The sequence below is a fragment of the Streptomyces sp. NPDC048637 genome, from assembly GCF_040650675.1.
In the GTDB taxonomy this organism is placed as follows: domain Bacteria; phylum Actinomycetota; class Actinomycetes; order Streptomycetales; family Streptomycetaceae; genus Streptomyces.
In genome coordinates this window covers 176,951-193,274 of sequence record NZ_JBEZHQ010000007.1, presented here as the reverse complement: position 1 = coordinate 193,274, position 16,324 = coordinate 176,951, and the positions used below count along the sequence as shown (strand labels likewise).

Genomic DNA, 16,324 nt, shown 5'->3' with positions numbered 1-16,324 from the left:
CCACCGAGTTCCCGGTGAATATGGAGGAAGGCCGTGCACGCCATGAACGCTGGGCAGCACCTGTCGGCGGCGGACCCGCCGCTCGGGTCCGCCGGACTCGGGCAGCCCGGCTGTCCGCCCGAAGCCGAGGCCCTGCGCGGGCGGGTCATGGCCTTCGTGCGGGAGCGGGTGATGCCCTGCGAGCCGGTGCTGGACGCGGGTGGCGCCGCGGCGCGCACCGAGCTGCGCCGACTCCAGGCCGAGGCAAAGCGGGAGGGGCTGTGGGCCCTGCCGCTGCCGGAGGAACACGGCGGCCAGGGGCTCGGCCTTGCGCTCTACTCCCATATCGCGGAGGCCGAGGGAGCCAGCGACCACGGCCCGGCGGCGCTCGGTTCGGCTCCCCTGCTCGATGTGCTGATGCTCGCGCGGCATGCCGACGACACCGTGAAGGAACGGTTTCTGCGACGCATCACCGACGGCGAGGTGCGGACCTGCTACGCGATGACCGAGCCCGAAACACCCGGTACCGACCCGGGGTTGACCGCCACCCGGGCCGTCTCGGACGCCGCGGGCGGCTGGGTCCTGCACGGCCGCAAGTGGTTCACCTCGGGCGCGGGCGACGCCGATCTGGTCACCGTGCTGGCGCGGGTGGCTGACGAAGGGGCCGGAACGGACGGCCTGTCGTTGTTTCTGGTGCCCGCGTCTGCCGCGGGGTTCACGGTGGTGCGGGAACTGCCCGTCCTGGGCGCCGGCGGTCAGTGGGAGATCGAACTCGACGGGGTCGCCGTGCCGCCCGAGCATGCGGTGGGCGCCCCCGGCCAGGCACTGCGGATCGCCGGGGAGCGGCTGGTGCTCGGCAGGGTGCTGCGGTGTCTGCGCTGGCTCGGACAGGCCGAGCGGGCCTTCGACCTGATGTGTCTGCGGGCCCGGTCGCGGAGCCAGTCGGCCGGACCGCTGGCGGACCGTCAGCTCGTCCAGCAGATGGTCTTCGACTCGCTGCTGGCGATCCGTACCACCCGGCCCCTGGTCCATGAGGCGGTGACCCGGCTGGCCGCGGGCGGCGACGCCCGGCTGGAGACCGGCCTGGCCAAGGTGGCGGCGGCCCGCATGCTGCAGCAGGTGGCCGACGCCGCGATCCAGGTGCACGGCGCGGCCGGTCTCGGTCCGGACACCGCGCTGCCGGGGCTGTTCCGCACCGGCCGCACGGCCAGGCTGCTGGACGGCCCCGACGAGCTGCACATCACGGCCGTCGCCCGCCGGGTGCTGCGCGGCTACCGGGGCTGATCGTAGTGAGAAGCCAACCGGTCATGTCGCGAACGGATCCGTCCGGCCGGTGAGGATCGCCAGCCCCGCCGCCAGGAAGAAGTCGCCCCAGATCAGCTCATGGCGCGGGGCGAGGGCGCGGGCGGCGTCGTAGCACCCGTCCGTCAGCGCGCCCCGGGCCGACAGATGGCCGGTGCACAAGCGATGCAGGATCTGCCGGGCCCGCGCGGTCAGTCGTCCGGCTTCGTTCCCGCGGCCCGTCGCCCGCGTCAGGGCGGCCAGCTTCAGCAGGGCCACCGCCTCGATGGCAGCCGCGGAGGTGTCGACCGGGCCGGACCGCTGCCCGTCCTGGGCCGGCGGGACGAGCCCGGCGGCCGGGGCGAGCCGCGGCGCGGTGAGCCGGTCCGCCGCCTCCCACAGGGCCCCGGCCGCACGGGAGTCGAGCCCGTCCGTGAGGCAGTGGAGTCCGTCCGCGAGGCCTAGCAGCAGCCAGGGCGTGGTGCGGCTCCATCCCGGTGCGGGTTCGGCGCAGGGTGTCCAGCCGTCACCGGGCCCGGCCTGCCAGGCCGGGCGCGGTGGGCGCTCGGTGCGGCTCAGCGTCAGATGCCGGGTCAGATGCCCGTACGCCGCGCGCCGCCCCTCCCCCGCCAGGCCCGCCAGCAGCGGCACCAGTCCCGGCACCGCGTCCACCCGTGCCAGCATCCGGGGGCCGCCGAACGCCTCGCCCCAGGGCACCAGTTCCCGCTCCGGGTCGTATGCCGCCAGACAGGACCGGGCCGCTTTCTCCCGCAGCCCGGCCGCTGCACCGTCGCTCCCCGGTCCCGCGGCGAGCGCGGTGCCGTACCAGAAGATCAGCCCGCGGGTGGCGGTGTCCTGGTCGACCCAGTGGGCCAGTCTCCGGGTGCACTCGGCCGCGGCCGCCCGGTCCCGGGGAGCGCCCGACGCCAGGGCGCGCAGCCAGAGCAGTCCGGCCCAGAAGCCGCCCGTCCAGGACCCTCTGGACGTGGACTTCCAGGTGCCGCTCTCCGGATCGGCGTACAGCGGGAAGCGCGGCCCCACTTCGGCCGCGGTCCGCCCGGTCCGCTCCAGCACTGCCGTCCACGCACGGTCGGCCCATGGCGTGTGGCGGGTCGTCTCAGGCATCGGGCCCTCCGGTGCGACGCAGCATCAGGGGAACGGCGACCGCCGACGCCGCCGCGAACTCCGCCGCCACCAGGAGCCAGCCCGGCCCGTATCCGGTCGCGGAGACCAGCGCGCCGAACAGCGGCGGTCCCACCGCGAACCCCGCGAAGAATCCCGCCGACACCAGGGCCGAGTCCTTCCCGGCCCGGCCGGGCGCCGCCTTCCGCAGCACCAGCACCATGGAGACGGCATTCGCGGACACGGCGAACGAGCCGACCGCGACGGCGGCCACCCACACCAGCGGATGCGCCCGGAGCGCGGCGGCGAGCAGCAGCGCGGCGCCCACCGCACCGGCCGCCAGCAGCGCCGGCAGCGCCTCGGCCCAGCCCGGCCGCCCCGCCGCCCGTGACCAGCCGACCCGCCCGCCGATACCGGCCACGCCCAGCACGGCCACCAGTGCCGCCGCCGTGGTCGGCGCCATCCCGAGGCGTTGCGAGCCGAACAACGCCAGATAAGTGTTGACCGAGGCGATACCGCAGCCGAGCAGCAGGGAGAAGACGGCCAGCCGCCATGTCTCCCGGGGGGACGATGCGGCGGCAGGTGCGCCCGCGGTGGCCGACGGCGGGTCGGCCGGCAGTACCCGTGTCGCCCAGAGCGCGGCAAGTGCCGCCGTGCCGGCCGCCGCCCAGACCGCGCCGCGCCAGCCCACCCCTGCCGCCAGCAGCGACAGCGGCAGTCCCGCCACGAACGCCCCGCACTGCACCCCGGACTGCTTCAGCCCGGTGACGGCGGCCCGCCGTTCGGCCGGAAAGGCGGCGAGGATCACCTTGTTGGTGGCGGGGTTGGCCAGCGCCTGCGGTACACCGCCGAGTGCAACGGCCAGCAGCAGCACGCTCGTTCCGGGGACGGCGCCGATGAGCGCCAGCGAAGCGGCGGTGAGCAGCAGCAGCGCGATCAGGCAGCGCCGGGGGCCCACCCGGTCCACCAGTCGGCCCGCCATCGGTGACAGCAGGGCCGCCGCCCCGAAGCCCGTGGTGGTGGTCAGGCCCAGCACCGTACGCGAGATCCCCAATTCCCCGACCAGCCGCGGTCCGAGCGCCCCGATCACGAACAGCTGCAGCATGGAGAACGCCATGGCCGTCGTGAGCAGCACGGTCAGCGACCCGCCGCCCGGTGCGCGTGCGGTCCCACCGTCCGGCCCGGCGGCCTCCGGTTCCTTGCCACGTTTCACCAGCACGCGCCCCTCCCGACAGCTCCGGCCCGCCTACGGGCCCCGGTCCAGTCAGTCGTACGGGCCCGATGCCTGGTTCCCGGCGGCCGACGGGTGGCCATGGGCGGAGTTGCGCCCACCGCCTGCCCCAACGGGCCGCGGGCGGCGGCCAGGCCTGACCGGGCGCTCCGGAGAACTCGGCGCGCCGATCAGTGGCACGTTCGATATCTTGAGATATGGAGGGATTCACCCGCTCTCACGCACGCGGGGAGGGCCTGCCGAAGCAGGCGCAGGCAACCGCCCAGGTCCCCGGCGGGAATCCGGCCGGCCCACCGCGCGGCGGTGTCACCGGCGCCGGAGTGGGCGGCACGCGGGCTCGGTGCACATCCGACGGCCATCCGGCCCGGACCACCCAGCCATGACGTCTGTGCGGCGACTGCCCCGGCATACGGACCGTGATCCCCGGCGCCGAGCCGGTCATCCGCGGGGACGGGGATGATCCGATCGGGCCGCCGGTTCCGGCCGGGCAACTGGCGCGTGCACGCGTCGGTCCGACTGCCGGCGCCGCCTTCTCCCGCCGGCCGAACCGGATGCCGGAAGGAAGGTCCACAATGAGCACCGCACCCCGAGGCTCCGCACGCCGATCAGACCCCCCACACGCCGGTGACGCCCCGTCGCCGTTCCTCGCCCTCTACAACAGGTTGATGCTCGCGGTGGACCACAGAATCGGCTGGCAGAACCTGCCGAAGCCGCTCGGCCTGCTGACCCTGCTGGGCCTGCTGGGCCTGCGCAACATCCTGCGCCGGCAGAATCTCTTCGACACCGGCGGCTACCCGGCCCAGAATCTGCCGGACCCGGGGCCTCCCGATGCGCGGCACGGCACCGAACGGACCGCGGACGGTACGTACAACGACCTGGACAACCCCCGCATGGGCATGGCCCGGTCGCGTTTCGGCCGCAATGTCCCGCCCGCGCAGACCTTTCCCGAGCCGGAGCCGGAGATCCTGTCCCCCAGCCCCCGTGAGATCAGCCGGGCACTGCTCACGAGGCACACCTTCCTCCCCGCCGAATCGGTCAACACCCTGGTCGCCGCATGGCTGCAGTTCATGATCCGGGACTGGGTCAGCCATGGTCAGGGCACCATGGACCACCCCTGGCACATCGAACTGGCCGACGACGACCCGTGGCCGGAATCGCCGATGCCGGTGGCCCGCACCCTCCCCGACCCGACCCGGCCGGCCGGCGGCGACGGCCTGCCGCCGACCTACCTCAACGAGAACTCCCACTGGTGGGACGCGTCCCAGCTCTACGGCAACGACCCGGCCGCGCAGCGGGCACTGCGCTCGGGCACGGACGGCAAACTGCGGGTGCCGCACAACGGTTCGCTGTTCCCGGACGAGCCGGAGCGGGACCCGGCGCACACCCCTGGCTTCTGGCTGGGCCTCGCCATGATGCATCTGCTGTTCCTCCAGGAGCACAACGCCGTCTGCGACCGGCTGCGCCAGGAGTACCCCGGCTGGTCGGACGAGCAGCTCTTCCAGCGTGCGCGTCTGATCAACGCGGCGCTGATCGCGAAGATCCACACAGTCGAGTGGACTCCCGCGGTGATCAGCCATCCGACGACGGTCGCCGCACTGCGTGCCAACTGGTTCGGAATCCTGGGCGAGCGGGTGCACAAACTGCTCGGCCGGATCACGGGCAGCGAGGTACTGAGCGGCATCGTGGGCGGCCGGCCCGACCACTTCGGTGTCCCCTACTCACTCACCGAGGAATTCGTCGCCGTCTACCGCATGCACCCCCTGATCCCGGACGACTGGAGCTTCCGTGCGGCCGCCGACAACTCGCTGCTGCAGGAGGCCACTTTCCGCGAACTGTCGGGCCCCTGTGCCTACGACATCCTGCGGAAGCATGCGCTGCCGGACCTGTTCTACTCGTTCGGCACCTCGCATCCGGGACTCGTCACGCTGCACAACTACCCGACATTCCTTCAGGAGTTCCAGCGTCCGGACGGCCACCTCATGGACCTGGCGGCCGTCGACATTCTGCGGATCCGCGAACTCGGCGTACCGCGGTACAACGAATTCCGGCGCCGGCTGCACCTCGAACCCGCCGAGGACTTCGCCTCCCTCACGGACGATCCGTCCTGGGCCGGGGAACTCCGCCGGATGTACGACGACGACATCGAGCGCGTCGACCTCATGGTGGGCATGTATGCCGAGCCGCGGCCGAAGGGCTTCGCCTTCAGCGACACCGCCTTCCGGATCTTCATCCTCATGGCCTCCCGCCGCCTCAACAGCGACCGGTTCCTCACCACGGACTACACGCCCCAGGTGTACACCCAGGCCGGTCTGGACTGGATCGAGAACAACAGCATGACCACCGTGCTGCTGCGCCACTTCCCGGAGCTGCGGTCGTCCCTGCGGTCCGTGGACAACGCCTTCGCCCCGTGGAAGGCATCGTGACCGCCCGCTTCGACGGGCGGCCGGTTGCCTCGGCGGCCGGCTTCGGGAGTCCCGCTGCGCCCTCCGTAGGGGGTTCCTTCGTTCGGCGGCCCACCAGTGGCCGGTGCGCATCAGGCGGGTGAGGGTGGCCGTGTGACCGCCGTACCGCGGTCCGCTGCCGCATGGGCCGAAGCATGGGAGAGCCGGATGCCGAAGTACCTGGTCCAGGCCAGCTATACCGCCGAGGGCATGAAGGGGCTGCTCGCCGAGGGCGGCACCGGGCGCAAGGCGGCCGTCGAGCAGGTGGTCAGCGCGTGCGGCGGCAGGCTCGAAACGATCTACTTCGCTTACGGGGACGACGACTTGTACTGCATCGTCGAATTCCCCGACCAGTTGTCGATGGCCGCCATCGCCATGACCGTCCGCGCCAGCGGAGCCCTGCGTTCCAAGACGATTCCGCTGCTGACCGTCGAGGAGATCGACGAGGCCGCCAAGAAGTCGGTCGGCTTCCGTCCACCGGGCGCCTGACCCGCCGCGGCCGGGACGGACCCGCGGCGGGTAGGCAACGCCGACGGCGGACGCGGGCCACACAGCGGCGGCGGGCATGAGGAAGGTCCGGATCACCGGACTGCGGGAGGATGGGCAGGAGCGCGTGAGGAGACCGGAGCTCGATCATGCGGCGCTGTTCGCCGCGACACCGAGCGCGTGCCTGGTCCTCGACCCGGAGCTGGTCATCGTGGACGTCAACCAGGCGTACCTCCAGGCGACCGGGCGGACCCGGGACGATCTGCTCGGGCAGTACGTCTTCGACGCCTTCCCCGACAACCCCGCGGACCCCGATGCCGAAGGGGTGCAGAACCTGCACCCCTCGCTGCACCGCGTGCTGTCCACCGGGGAGCCGGACACGATGGCGGTGCAGCGGTACGACATCCCTGTGACGGACCAGCCGGGGGTGTTCGAGGAACGCTGGTGGTCCACGATCAACACCCCCGTCACCGGGCCGGACGAGAGGGTGGCATGGATCATCCACCGGGTCGAGGACGTGACGGCCTTCGTCCACTCCCGCCGGTCCCGTCCGCTGCCCGGCGGGCAGCTGAGCGCACGCGAGGAGGCGATGGAGGCCGAGCTGTACGTCCGGGCACGGGCGCTGCAGCACCTCAACGAGGAGCTGCGCCGGGCCCACGCCCGCGAACGCCAGGTCGCCCTCACCCTGCAGGAGGCCATGCTCCACTCCCCGGACCTCGCCGGACACCGTGACATCGCGGTGCGCTACCTCCCGGCCATCGGCTCCCTGAATGTCTGCGGCGACTGGTACGACATCGTCGACCTCCCGGAGGATGGATTCGCCATCGCGGTCGGCGACGTCGTCGGCCACGGTCTGGAAGCCGCCGCCGTCATGGGGATGCTCCGCAGCGCCCTCAGCGCTGCCGCCCGCTCCGTCGAAGGCCCCGCGCAGGCGCTGAAGGTGCTTGGCCTGTACGCCCGCTCCGTCGACAAAGCGCTGGCCACCACCGCCGTCCAAGCCCTGATCGACACCGCCGGCGGCCAGATCACCTACAGCAGCGCCGGCCACCCCCCGCCCGTCCTGCTGCACGCCGACGGCACCCACGAACTCCTGGACCGGGCCACCGATCCGCCCCTGGGCGCCCACCCCGAACAGGTGCCGCGCCCCCAGGCCCACCTTCCCTATGTGCCGGGCGACACCCTCGTCCTCTATACCGACGGGCTCATCGAACGCCGCGACGAGGACATCGACACCGGCCTCGCCCGGCTCACCGACGCCCTCGCCCGCTACAGCGGATTCAGCCCCGAACGCCTCGCCGACGCCCTGCTGGCCCGCCTCGGCGTCAGCGCCGGCGCCCGCGACGACATCGCCCTCGTCGTCGTCCGCCTGTAGTTCCAGCAAGTGGACGGTGTGTGGGCGGGCCCGCCGCATCAGGGCTTGTTCAGGTAGGTGAGGACGGCGAGGACGCGACGGTTGTTGTTGTCGTCATCGGTGATGCCGAGTTTGCCGAACATGGAGGTGGTGTACTTGCTGATCGCGCTGTCGCTGAGGAAGAGCTGCCGGCCGATGGCCTGATTGGACAACCCTTCGGCCATGAGGCCGAGCACGGAGTGTTCGCGTTCGGTGAGCTGTCCGAGTCGTCGGTTCGAGGGCCCGCTGGAGAGCAACTTGGCGATGACGGCCGGGTCCATGGCGGTCCCGCCCCCGGCGACGCGTTCCAGAGCATCGATGAACTGATCGGCGTTGAACACGCTCTCTTTGAGGAAATAGCCGATGCCACCGGCACCGTCGGCCAGGAGTTCGCGGGCATACAGCTGTTCCACGTGCTGAGAAAGGATCAAGACCGGCAGTCCGGGCAGTTCGCTGCGCGCCGCAAGAGCCGCGCGCAGGCCCTCGTCCGACTGGGTCGGCGGCATACGGACATCGACGAGGGCAACGTCCGGCCGCCAGGTCAGCAGCGCATCGAGCGTCTCGGGTCCGGTGCTCGCCGTCGCCACCACCTGGTGTCCGTAGGCCTCGATGAGGCGGACCATCCCATCACGCAGGAGGTAGAGGTCTTCGGCTACAACGATGCGCATGGCACCAACATCCTCACACGGGTCGGGCCGCCTGTCGGGCTGGTGATCTCCAGGATGCCGTCGAAGACCGCGAGGCGGCGGCGGAGCCCCTCAAGTCCACCGCCGGCCCGCTCGCCGGCCCCACCCCGGCCGTCGTCTTCGACATCGACGACGATGCCGGTCCCGTCCCGGGCGAGGGAGATCCGGACCCCGGTCGCCTGGGCGTGCTTGACCGCGTTGGTCACGAGTTCGGCGATTCCGAAGTACACGGCGGACTCGATCGGCGGGTCCAGGCGTAGCTCAGCGTCGGCGCTGACCGTCGCTTCGAGCGGGCTGTCCAGGGCGAAGGCGCGAACGGCGTCAACGAGCCCTCGCTCGTTCAGCACCGGCGGGTTGATGCCCTTGACCAGGTCGCGAAGCTCGGTCAGTGAGGTGACGGCGCCGGCTCGCGCTTCCCGCATCAGGGCCTTGGCCTGGTCGGGGTCGGTTTCCATCAGCTTCTCCGCAGTCGCCAAGGAGAGCCCGAGCGCGACCAGACGGGCCTGCGCTCCGTCGTGCAGGTCCCGTTCGATCCGGCGGATCTCGGCGGCCTGCGCGACCGTCGTGTCCGCGCGCTGGGCCGTCAGCTCCGCCACCCGTTCCGCCAGCACCATCGCGGGCGACGCACGCAGGAAGCGGACGGCCACCGGCTCCACGCACCGCCAGGCGTACGGGGCGGTGGCGAGGGCCACGGCCAGACCGAGCCCCCCGACGACGCGCGCGGAGTGCCCCGGCTGGATGAGTCCCACAGCCGCCGCGGCCACCCCGGCCGGCGGGAGGGACGCGACCACGCCCGCGGTGAGCGGCGCGATCCCCGTGAACCGCAGGTCGCGCCAGGTGGCGGGGTCGCTCCACCGGACCCGCCACTTCTGGTCCAAGAGGGCGTCACGGCTGGTGCGTTCGTAGCTGAAACCGTTCCACCAGTACCCGGTGGACATCCGCGTCACCGGCCCGGCCTGCCGGTAACCGGCGGGGATGACCGTCGCGGTCCACCTCGCGACGAGAAGGCGGACCATCCGGCAGACCGGGCGGGACAGGGCGAGCGTGCCCACGCCCACCAGCACCAGCGGCGCCACCCACGGCCACGGGTTTCCCGCCCCCCACCAGATCCCCAGCGCCACGGCAGCGGCCCACACGGCCGGGACCAGCATGCTGACGACCACCACCACACACGCCCGCACGAACCCCACGCCGGCGCTCGACACCCACGACACCACCTGTCGCATGACCTTCCTTTCTCACTTCATCACCCCGACCCTGGCACCCGCGGTTCCTGCCATGCGCCGATCAGGCCGGTACGGCTTGGCGTTTCCACTGTGCAGCGCACGGAGCCCGATTCCCGCCGGATCGGCCCAGAAGTAGGTCTGGCCCCACCCACCCCTGCGTCCAGGCCCATACCGCCCCACACCGGCGCTTCCTAACGTCGGCACCACACCAACCGCACGAGGGAAGAGACCGACATGGAAACCGCCGGACACACCATGGCCGAGGCCGCCCGCCTCAACCATCCACCTACCCAACGGGCCTTCGGCAAGGTGAAGTTCCTCGTCGCGGCCTACGGCGCGCTGAGCGCGGCAGTGCTCGGCACCGTCGTCATCCTCGCGGCCACCGCACACCCGGTGACCTCGTTCATGTGGGGCCGGTCAGCCGGAGTGCTCGCGAGCGCCGCGGTGACCTACTGGCTGACCGTCCGCGCCGCACGGGGAGCACGCTGGGCCTATCTGCGCATGCGCCTCATCTCGGTCACCGTGCCGATCGCGATCATCGCCATCGACATGATTCCCGGTGCCCTCCCGCCGTGGTTCGTCGCGATGCAGGTCGCATGCGCCCTCACCATCGGCGCAACCGCCTTCCTCGTCAACGGATCCGGGCTGCGCGCCGCCTTCCTCAGGTCACGCTGAGACGCCTCGGCCCCGCCCCGTCCCGGCCCGCCCGTGAGGAAAGCCGACCGAGCCGCCCGTGGCCCGCCCCGGTGCGGCGGAAGACCGTCGCCGGGGCGGGCCACGGGGCGAGCGCGGCAGGGTGGCTCAGCGTTCCTGTTCCACCAGGCGCTTCAGTTGCTGCAGGTCACTGCGGAGGCCGCGTTCGATCGCGGACGCCTGGGCGAACCCCTGCGGTCCGCCGAACGCCTCCTTGATGGTTCCCGGGTCGTACTCGAACCGGGCCTGGACCCGGGTGTGCTCCTCGTCGATGGGCAGCAGCGAGAAGGTGCCCGCCAGCTCGGGGCCGCTGGTGGTCTGCCACCTCATGACGTTTTCCACGCTGCGGTCGGTGATCTCCACTACGCATGCCTGTGGCTGACCGCCCGCGTCGATATCCAGATGCGTCCGGTGCTCGCCCTCCGACCGGGCCTCGCGCACACCGTCCAGGAAGCGCGGATAGGCCTCTGCCCGGTGGAGGCAGTCCCACGCGGTATCGATGGGAACGCCCACGTCGATATGTTCTTCGAGAGTGCTCATCAGGCACCTCACCACTCGGTTCACGGCTACAGGGTCATGTCTCCAGGGTGCTCCGAGCGGGGGCCGGAAGCGAGCCGCCGCCCGGCCCCCGCCGGGGGGCGACGGCCACCGAGCGGATTCCTTGCGAGGGAGTGCCGGCGACGGCCCGTCCGCGCTACTCCGGCGCGTCCTGCCGATGCGTGGCGGTGTCGTCCCGCAGCGAGCTGAGCCGGTCGATCACCTCGACCACTCCGTCGACGCTTTCGCACAGCCGCACGGCAATGGGGACCAGGCTCTTGCGCTCCAAGGTGCCGGTGAGGGTCACATGGCCGTCGGAGACCTCGACCGTGACCGCGGACGGTGACACCCCGAGCGTGCGCGTCAGTACCTCCTCCAGCACCTCCTCCTGGATGGCCCGGTCCCGGCGCAGGAACAGCTGCACCAGGTCACTGCGGCTGATCACTCCGATGAGCCGTCCGGCGTCGTCGACCACGGGCAGCCGCTTGACCTTCTTCTTCTCCATCGTCTTGGCCGCCTCGACGACGCTCCACTCGGGCCGGGCCACCACGGCGGGGCTCGTCATGATCGCTTCGGCGGTGGTCGCCCCGAGCTTCGCGATCTGCCGGCGCAGCAGATCGGCTTCGGACACCACCCCCACCGGCTGGTCGTCCTCGTCGAGCACGGGTACGGCGGTGATGTCGTACTCGTCGAGCAGCCGCGCAATCTCCTTGAACGGAGTGCCCCGTTGGACGACGACGGCCTCGGGCGTCATCAGGTCTGCCACGCAGCGGTGCCTCATCTCTGGCCAGTCCCTCCGGGTGTGCCGGGCCGGATCTCGTTCGGCCCCATGGGCGGGGAGTGCGCTACGGCAAGCGCTCAGTCGTGGGGAACCACGGCGACCGGGCAGGTCACATGGTGGATGGCGGCGTGGGCGACCGGGCCGACGCGGGGCGCGAGCCGGGGACGGTGCCGCCGGCGGCCGACCACCAGGAGTTCGGCCCCGAAGACCGTCTGTACGAGGGCCCGGCTCGGGCTCTCCGGCAGCACGGTCTCCTGTACCAGCACACCGGGGAAACGCTCACACCACGGGCGCAGGGCGTCCCGCAGCTCGATGTCCGCCTCTTTGGTGAGTTCTGTCGCGGCGTCGGGGTCGATGCCCCACGGGGTGTACGCCTGCATGGGCAGCGGGCGCCCGTGGACGGCCTGCAGCGGAAGGCCACGGCTCGCCGCCGCGTCGAAGGCGAACCTCAGCATCTGGTCGCAGGGGCCGTTGAGGCCGACGCCGACGACGACCCGCGGCTCGGGGGCGGGGGGCGTACCGTCCGCGGAGGGGTGGCGGGGTGTTTTCGCCCGCCCGGCCGCCCGGACCAGGACGACCGGCCCCTCGGCCCGGCCCACGACATTCAGGCTCACATCGCCGAGCACATAGCTTTCCCAGGTCCCGAGAGCCCGCGACCCGAGCACGACCATCAGCGATTCACCGGCCGCGCGCAGCAGCGCCGGTTCCGCCTCCGCCCCCACCAGGTCCTCGATGATCTGCAGATGCGGGCGGCGTTCCCGTACCTCGTCCAGGGCCCGGCGCACGAGCTGCCGGGCGGCGGCGTTCTGGTCACGTTCGGGGGGCGTGTCCGCCGCCTCGGCGGCCAGCAGTATCCACGCATGGAGCAGCCGCAGCACCGACTGGCGCCGGTCCGCCTCGTCAGCGGCCCACTGCGCGGCCGCCAGGCTCTCCGGTGAACCGTCGAGTCCCACGGTGATGATGTCCGGCTCCATGACCGTCCTCCTTTCGGGGTCGGAGAAACGGGCCGGAGCGGCCCGTCACCCGGCCTCCGGGCCCATACGGGGGTGAAGCACCGTTGCTCCCGCCTCAGTTCCCGTGCGGGCCCGCGCCCGCACCGGGAGCCGAGGCAGCCTGGGTGGCAAGGACGGCCGCCTGGATGCGCCGCTCCACACCGAGTTTGGCCAGCAGGCGGGAGATGTGGTTCTTGATGGTCTTCTCGGAAAGGTAGAGCCGCTTACCTATCTGACGGTTCGTCAATCCAGCGCCGATCAGGCCGAGGATCTCCCGCTCCCGCGGGGACAGACCGGCGAGCGCGGCAGCCTCGGGCGGCGCGTCGGAGCCGCCGCCCCGCAGACTGCTCATCAGCCGTGCGGTCGTCGCGGGATCGAGCATCGAGCTGCCGGAGGCGACCGTGCGCACCGCGGCGACGAGGTCGGCCCCCTTGATCTCCTTGAGTACATATCCGGCCGCGCCGGCCATGATCGCGTCGAGCAGCGCCTCGTCGTCGTCGAACGAGGTCAGCATCAGACAGGCCAGACCCGGCAGGTGCGAGCGCAGCTCCCGGCACACCGTGACCCCGTCGCCGTCCGGCAGCCGTACATCGAGCACCGCGACATCCGGCCGGAGCGCCGGGCCGCGGGCGAGCGCCTGGGCGGCCGTCCCGGCATCGCCGACCACCTCGATGTCCGGCTCGGCATCGAGCAGGTCCGCCACACCGCGCCGGACCACCTCATGGTCGTCGAGCAGGAACACCCGGATCGGCCGGTGCGCTGACAATGCCTCCGCGTCGCTCATGACGCCCCTCCGGCTGGTACGACGTCCGTCCCACTGTCCCCATCGTGACCCCTCGCGCAGGGGCCTGCCATGCCGAACGGTCCCGCGGCGGCCGTGCGGTGGCTGTGTGGTGCCTGTGTGGTGGCCGTGCGGTGGCCGGCGTGCCCTCGTCAACCGTGGCCCGCCCGGCGCTCCCGCCCGGTGGGCGCCGGTCCGCTGACGTCGAACGTCACCCCCACCACGCCCTCGACCGCCTGCACCAGCCGGGCGGTGACGGGAAGCAGCGACGGGTCGCGGAGCGTGCCACTGAGGGTGACCACCCCGTCGGTGACGCTGACCGCCAGATCGTCGGGGGATGCCGCGAACAGCCGGCCGATGATCTCCGTGCGTATTTCCGCCGCCAGGTCCTCGTCGGGGCGCAGGAAGACCTTGAGCAGGTCGGCGCGGCTGACAATGCCCTGCAGCAGCCCCGCGCCGTCGACCACCGGTAGCCGCTTCACCGACTTGAACGCCATCGTCCGCGCCGCCTGGGCCAGGGTGTCACCGGCATGCACCGTCAGGGCGGGCGCGCTCATCAGCTCCCCCGCCGTCAGCGCACCCGCCTTGCGCACATCGTCCAGCCGCCGCAGCTGCTCCAGACGACTCGGCTGCGCTCCCCGGAACTCTTCCTTGGGCAGCAGATCGGCCTCGGAGACCACACCGATCACCCGCCCCTCGCCCGCCAGCACGGGCAGCGCGCTGACCTGCCAGCGCTCCATGGTCTCGACGATCTCCTTGAAGGGCGCCTCCTGGCCGATCGCCACCGCGGTCCGGGTCATCACGTCGCCGACGGTGTACGGGCTGTGCTCCATGACGCCTCCTCGGTACGGGCCCGGCACCGCGCCCCGCCACCGGCGGTGCCGCGCGCCCGGCCGTGAGCGGCCTCGGCGTACGGTCCCGTCAGCCGTGCGGGCCCGCCATCGGCGTCCGGGTCCGGGCGGCAGCCGGGGCGGTGACGTCGAATTCCACGTCCACGACCCCCTCGACGGCTCGCACCAGGCGGGCAGCCACCGGGATGAGCGAGGTGTCCCGGACCCGTCCGCTGAGCGTGACGACCCCGTCGACCACGGTGACCCGCAGATCCCTGACAGGCGTCGTGAACAGCTCACCCACGACGTAGCGGACTTCCTCCGCAAGATCGTCGTCCGAGCGCAGGAAGACCTTGAGCAGGTCGGCGCGGCTGACGATGCCCTGGAGCACCCCGTGTGCGTCCACCACCGGCAACCGTTTGACGGACCCGCGCGCCATGGTCCGGGCCGCTTGGGAGAGCGTGGCATCGGCCCGCGCAGTCAGGGCGGGACTCGTCATCAGCTCCCCCGCGGTCAGCGCTCCCGCCCGTCGCACATCGTCGACCCGCCGCAGCTGCGCCAGCCGGTCGGGGTCCGACTCCCGGAACTCTTCCTTGGGCAGCAGATCGGCCTCGGAGACCACGCCGACCACCTGGTTCTCCCCCGCCAGCACCGGCAGTGCGCTGACCTGCCACCGCTCCATGGTCTCGACGATCTCCTTGAACCGCGCCTCCCGCTCGACCGCGGCCACGGTCTGTGTCATCACATCGCTGACAAGGTGCGGAGTGTTCTGCATGATGCCTCCTCGGTACCCGGACCGCGTCACCTGGCCTGTGACACCTCCAGCCTGGAATGCGCCGGGCGTGCCGGACAGGGGCCGTCCGGTCCCTTCCACCGCCGCCCTCGCCCGGATTCCGGCCCCGCCACGGAGATATCGCGCCACCCCGACATTTTCCCGCGGCTCGGCCCCTGTGGCGTGTCCGCGACGTCCCGTGAGTGGTACGGTTCCGGCCGCCGTCGGCAGGAATCGGTGGAGAGGCTCGGGTGCGGATATCTCCCGCGACCGGCATAGATTTTCTCCGCCCCTTCGAGGCGTCGACCCGCGTCGGACGACAGAGCGGCCCGTGGGCCGCGAGTGACCGGCGTGACGGACGAACCGCTTACACCGCCGCTCAAGCCGGACGTACGCGGCGATGCGCCCCCTCCCGGCCGGAGGGCAAGCGCGCGAGGGGCGAATATCTCGTGCCGCGACCACAGAATTACCCGCCACGGCAGCAGGGGTTTTCGCGCCCCGGAAAAGGCGGAGGCAACAGCCACGCAAGGCCGCTCGTGCCGTGCTACTGTCGATCTCAGTTGCAGTTGTGGTTCCCAAAGACTTCTCGCACCCCCGCCGCCATTCCAGGTCGGCGGGAGCGCTTTTGTATATCCGGTTTTCCGGACGGGGCAATCATCGCGGCGACGCGGGGTCCGCACAGTGCGGCCCCGGCACTGCCCCCGAAGGAGATATGACATGGCTACTGGCACCGTGAAGTGGTTCAACGCGGAAAAGGGTTTCGGCTTCATCGAGCAGGACGGTGGCGGCGCTGACGTCTTCGCCCACTACTCGAACATCGCCACCCAGGGCTTCCGCGAGCTGCAGGAAGGCCAGAAGGTGAACTTCGACGTCACGCAGGGCCAGAAGGGCCCCCAGGCCGAGAACATCGTCCCCGCCTGACGCTGACGCGTAACACCGCAGCTGGGGCCCGCACCTTGGGTGCGGGCCCCAGCTCGTTGCCCTTTGCGGAATGCGCCGCGTGTGCCGTGTCACGGCCGCGCCGGCGACAAGGGGCAGCCCGCTCGGTACCGGACCACGGCCTGCTGCGACAGCACACCGCTCCGCCCGGCTCCCC

The 16,324-nt window shown here is 71.8% G+C and carries 16 protein-coding genes; 6 read left to right on the top strand and 10 right to left on the bottom strand.

All coding sequences use genetic code 11. The features are described from left to right. Positions 1 to 42 precede the first annotated feature (42 nt). Complete coding sequence (locus AB0C46_RS12920; RefSeq protein ID WP_362827851.1) at positions 43 to 1,263, top strand: acyl-CoA dehydrogenase family protein; 1,221 nt, start codon at positions 43 to 45, stop codon at positions 1,261 to 1,263. Between the two features lie 21 nt (positions 1,264 to 1,284). On the opposite strand, the gene AB0C46_RS12915 is transcribed toward AB0C46_RS12920, so the two are convergent. Further along, a complete protein-coding gene (locus tag AB0C46_RS12915; RefSeq protein WP_362827850.1) occupies positions 1,285 to 2,385 on the bottom strand; it encodes a sugar ABC transporter permease in 1,101 nt (366 codons plus the stop codon). Beyond that, a complete protein-coding gene (locus AB0C46_RS12910) occupies positions 2,378 to 3,601 on the bottom strand; it encodes an MFS transporter (RefSeq protein ID WP_362827849.1) in 1,224 nt (407 codons plus the stop codon). Before AB0C46_RS12910 ends, AB0C46_RS12915 begins: the two co-directional genes overlap by 8 nt. Positions 3,602 to 4,185: 584 nt before the next feature. Here AB0C46_RS12910 and AB0C46_RS12905 point away from each other — a divergent pair. The 3 genes from AB0C46_RS12905 to AB0C46_RS12895 all read left to right on the top strand — a co-directional run bounded on the left by AB0C46_RS12905 (position 4,186) and on the right by AB0C46_RS12895 (position 7,912). Further along, a complete protein-coding gene (locus AB0C46_RS12905) occupies positions 4,186 to 6,036 on the top strand; it encodes a peroxidase family protein (RefSeq protein WP_362827848.1) in 1,851 nt (616 codons plus the stop codon). Between the two features lie 186 nt (positions 6,037 to 6,222). After that, positions 6,223 to 6,543, top strand: a complete 321-nt coding sequence (locus AB0C46_RS12900) for a GYD domain-containing protein (protein WP_362827847.1) — start codon at positions 6,223 to 6,225, stop codon at positions 6,541 to 6,543. A gap of 76 nt (positions 6,544 to 6,619) precedes the next feature. Continuing rightward, a complete protein-coding gene (locus AB0C46_RS12895; protein WP_362827846.1) occupies positions 6,620 to 7,912 on the top strand; it encodes a SpoIIE family protein phosphatase in 1,293 nt (430 codons plus the stop codon). A 38-nt stretch (positions 7,913 to 7,950) separates the two neighbouring features. On the opposite strand, the gene AB0C46_RS12890 is transcribed toward AB0C46_RS12895, so the two are convergent. Next, complete coding sequence (locus AB0C46_RS12890; protein ID WP_362827845.1) at positions 7,951 to 8,598, bottom strand: response regulator transcription factor; 648 nt, start codon at positions 8,596 to 8,598, stop codon at positions 7,951 to 7,953. Further along, positions 8,583 to 9,842 carry a histidine kinase gene (locus AB0C46_RS12885; protein ID WP_362827844.1) on the bottom strand — a complete coding sequence of 420 codons (1,260 nt, stop codon included), beginning with the start codon at positions 9,840 to 9,842 and terminating at the stop codon, positions 8,583 to 8,585. Before AB0C46_RS12885 ends, AB0C46_RS12890 begins: the two co-directional genes overlap by 16 nt. Before the next feature lie 234 nt (positions 9,843 to 10,076). On the opposite strand from AB0C46_RS12885, the gene AB0C46_RS12880 reads away from it, so the two are divergent. Continuing rightward, positions 10,077 to 10,517, top strand: a complete 441-nt coding sequence (locus tag AB0C46_RS12880; protein ID WP_362827843.1) for a hypothetical protein — start codon at positions 10,077 to 10,079, stop codon at positions 10,515 to 10,517. 126 nt (positions 10,518 to 10,643) lie between these two features. Here AB0C46_RS12880 and AB0C46_RS12875 read toward each other — a convergent pair whose 3' ends face one another. The 6 genes from AB0C46_RS12875 to AB0C46_RS12850 all read right to left on the bottom strand — a co-directional run bounded on the left by AB0C46_RS12875 (position 10,644) and on the right by AB0C46_RS12850 (position 15,231). Beyond that, entirely contained in the window at positions 10,644 to 11,075 is a 432-nt protein-coding gene (locus AB0C46_RS12875) for an SRPBCC family protein (protein ID WP_362827842.1), read from the bottom strand. 154 nt (positions 11,076 to 11,229) lie between these two features. Continuing rightward, on the bottom strand, positions 11,230 to 11,853 hold the full coding sequence (locus tag AB0C46_RS12870; RefSeq protein ID WP_362827841.1) for a CBS domain-containing protein: 624 nt from the start codon (positions 11,851 to 11,853) through the stop codon (positions 11,230 to 11,232). Between the two features lie 77 nt (positions 11,854 to 11,930). Next, on the bottom strand, positions 11,931 to 12,827 hold the full coding sequence (locus AB0C46_RS12865) for a universal stress protein (protein WP_362827840.1): 897 nt from the start codon (positions 12,825 to 12,827) through the stop codon (positions 11,931 to 11,933). Positions 12,828 to 12,921: 94 nt separating this feature from the next. After that, on the bottom strand, positions 12,922 to 13,629 hold the full coding sequence (locus AB0C46_RS12860) for a response regulator transcription factor (protein ID WP_362827839.1): 708 nt from the start codon (positions 13,627 to 13,629) through the stop codon (positions 12,922 to 12,924). 149 nt (positions 13,630 to 13,778) lie between these two features. Then, complete coding sequence (locus AB0C46_RS12855; protein ID WP_362827838.1) at positions 13,779 to 14,459, bottom strand: CBS domain-containing protein; 681 nt, start codon at positions 14,457 to 14,459, stop codon at positions 13,779 to 13,781. Positions 14,460 to 14,547: 88 nt separating this feature from the next. Beyond that, positions 14,548 to 15,231, bottom strand: a complete 684-nt coding sequence (locus AB0C46_RS12850) for a CBS domain-containing protein (RefSeq protein ID WP_362827837.1) — start codon at positions 15,229 to 15,231, stop codon at positions 14,548 to 14,550. Between the two features lie 714 nt (positions 15,232 to 15,945). Between AB0C46_RS12850 and AB0C46_RS12845 the strand changes: the two genes are divergently transcribed. Next, entirely contained in the window at positions 15,946 to 16,149 is a 204-nt protein-coding gene (locus tag AB0C46_RS12845; RefSeq protein WP_046930152.1) for a cold-shock protein, read from the top strand. Positions 16,150 to 16,324 lie beyond the last annotated feature (175 nt).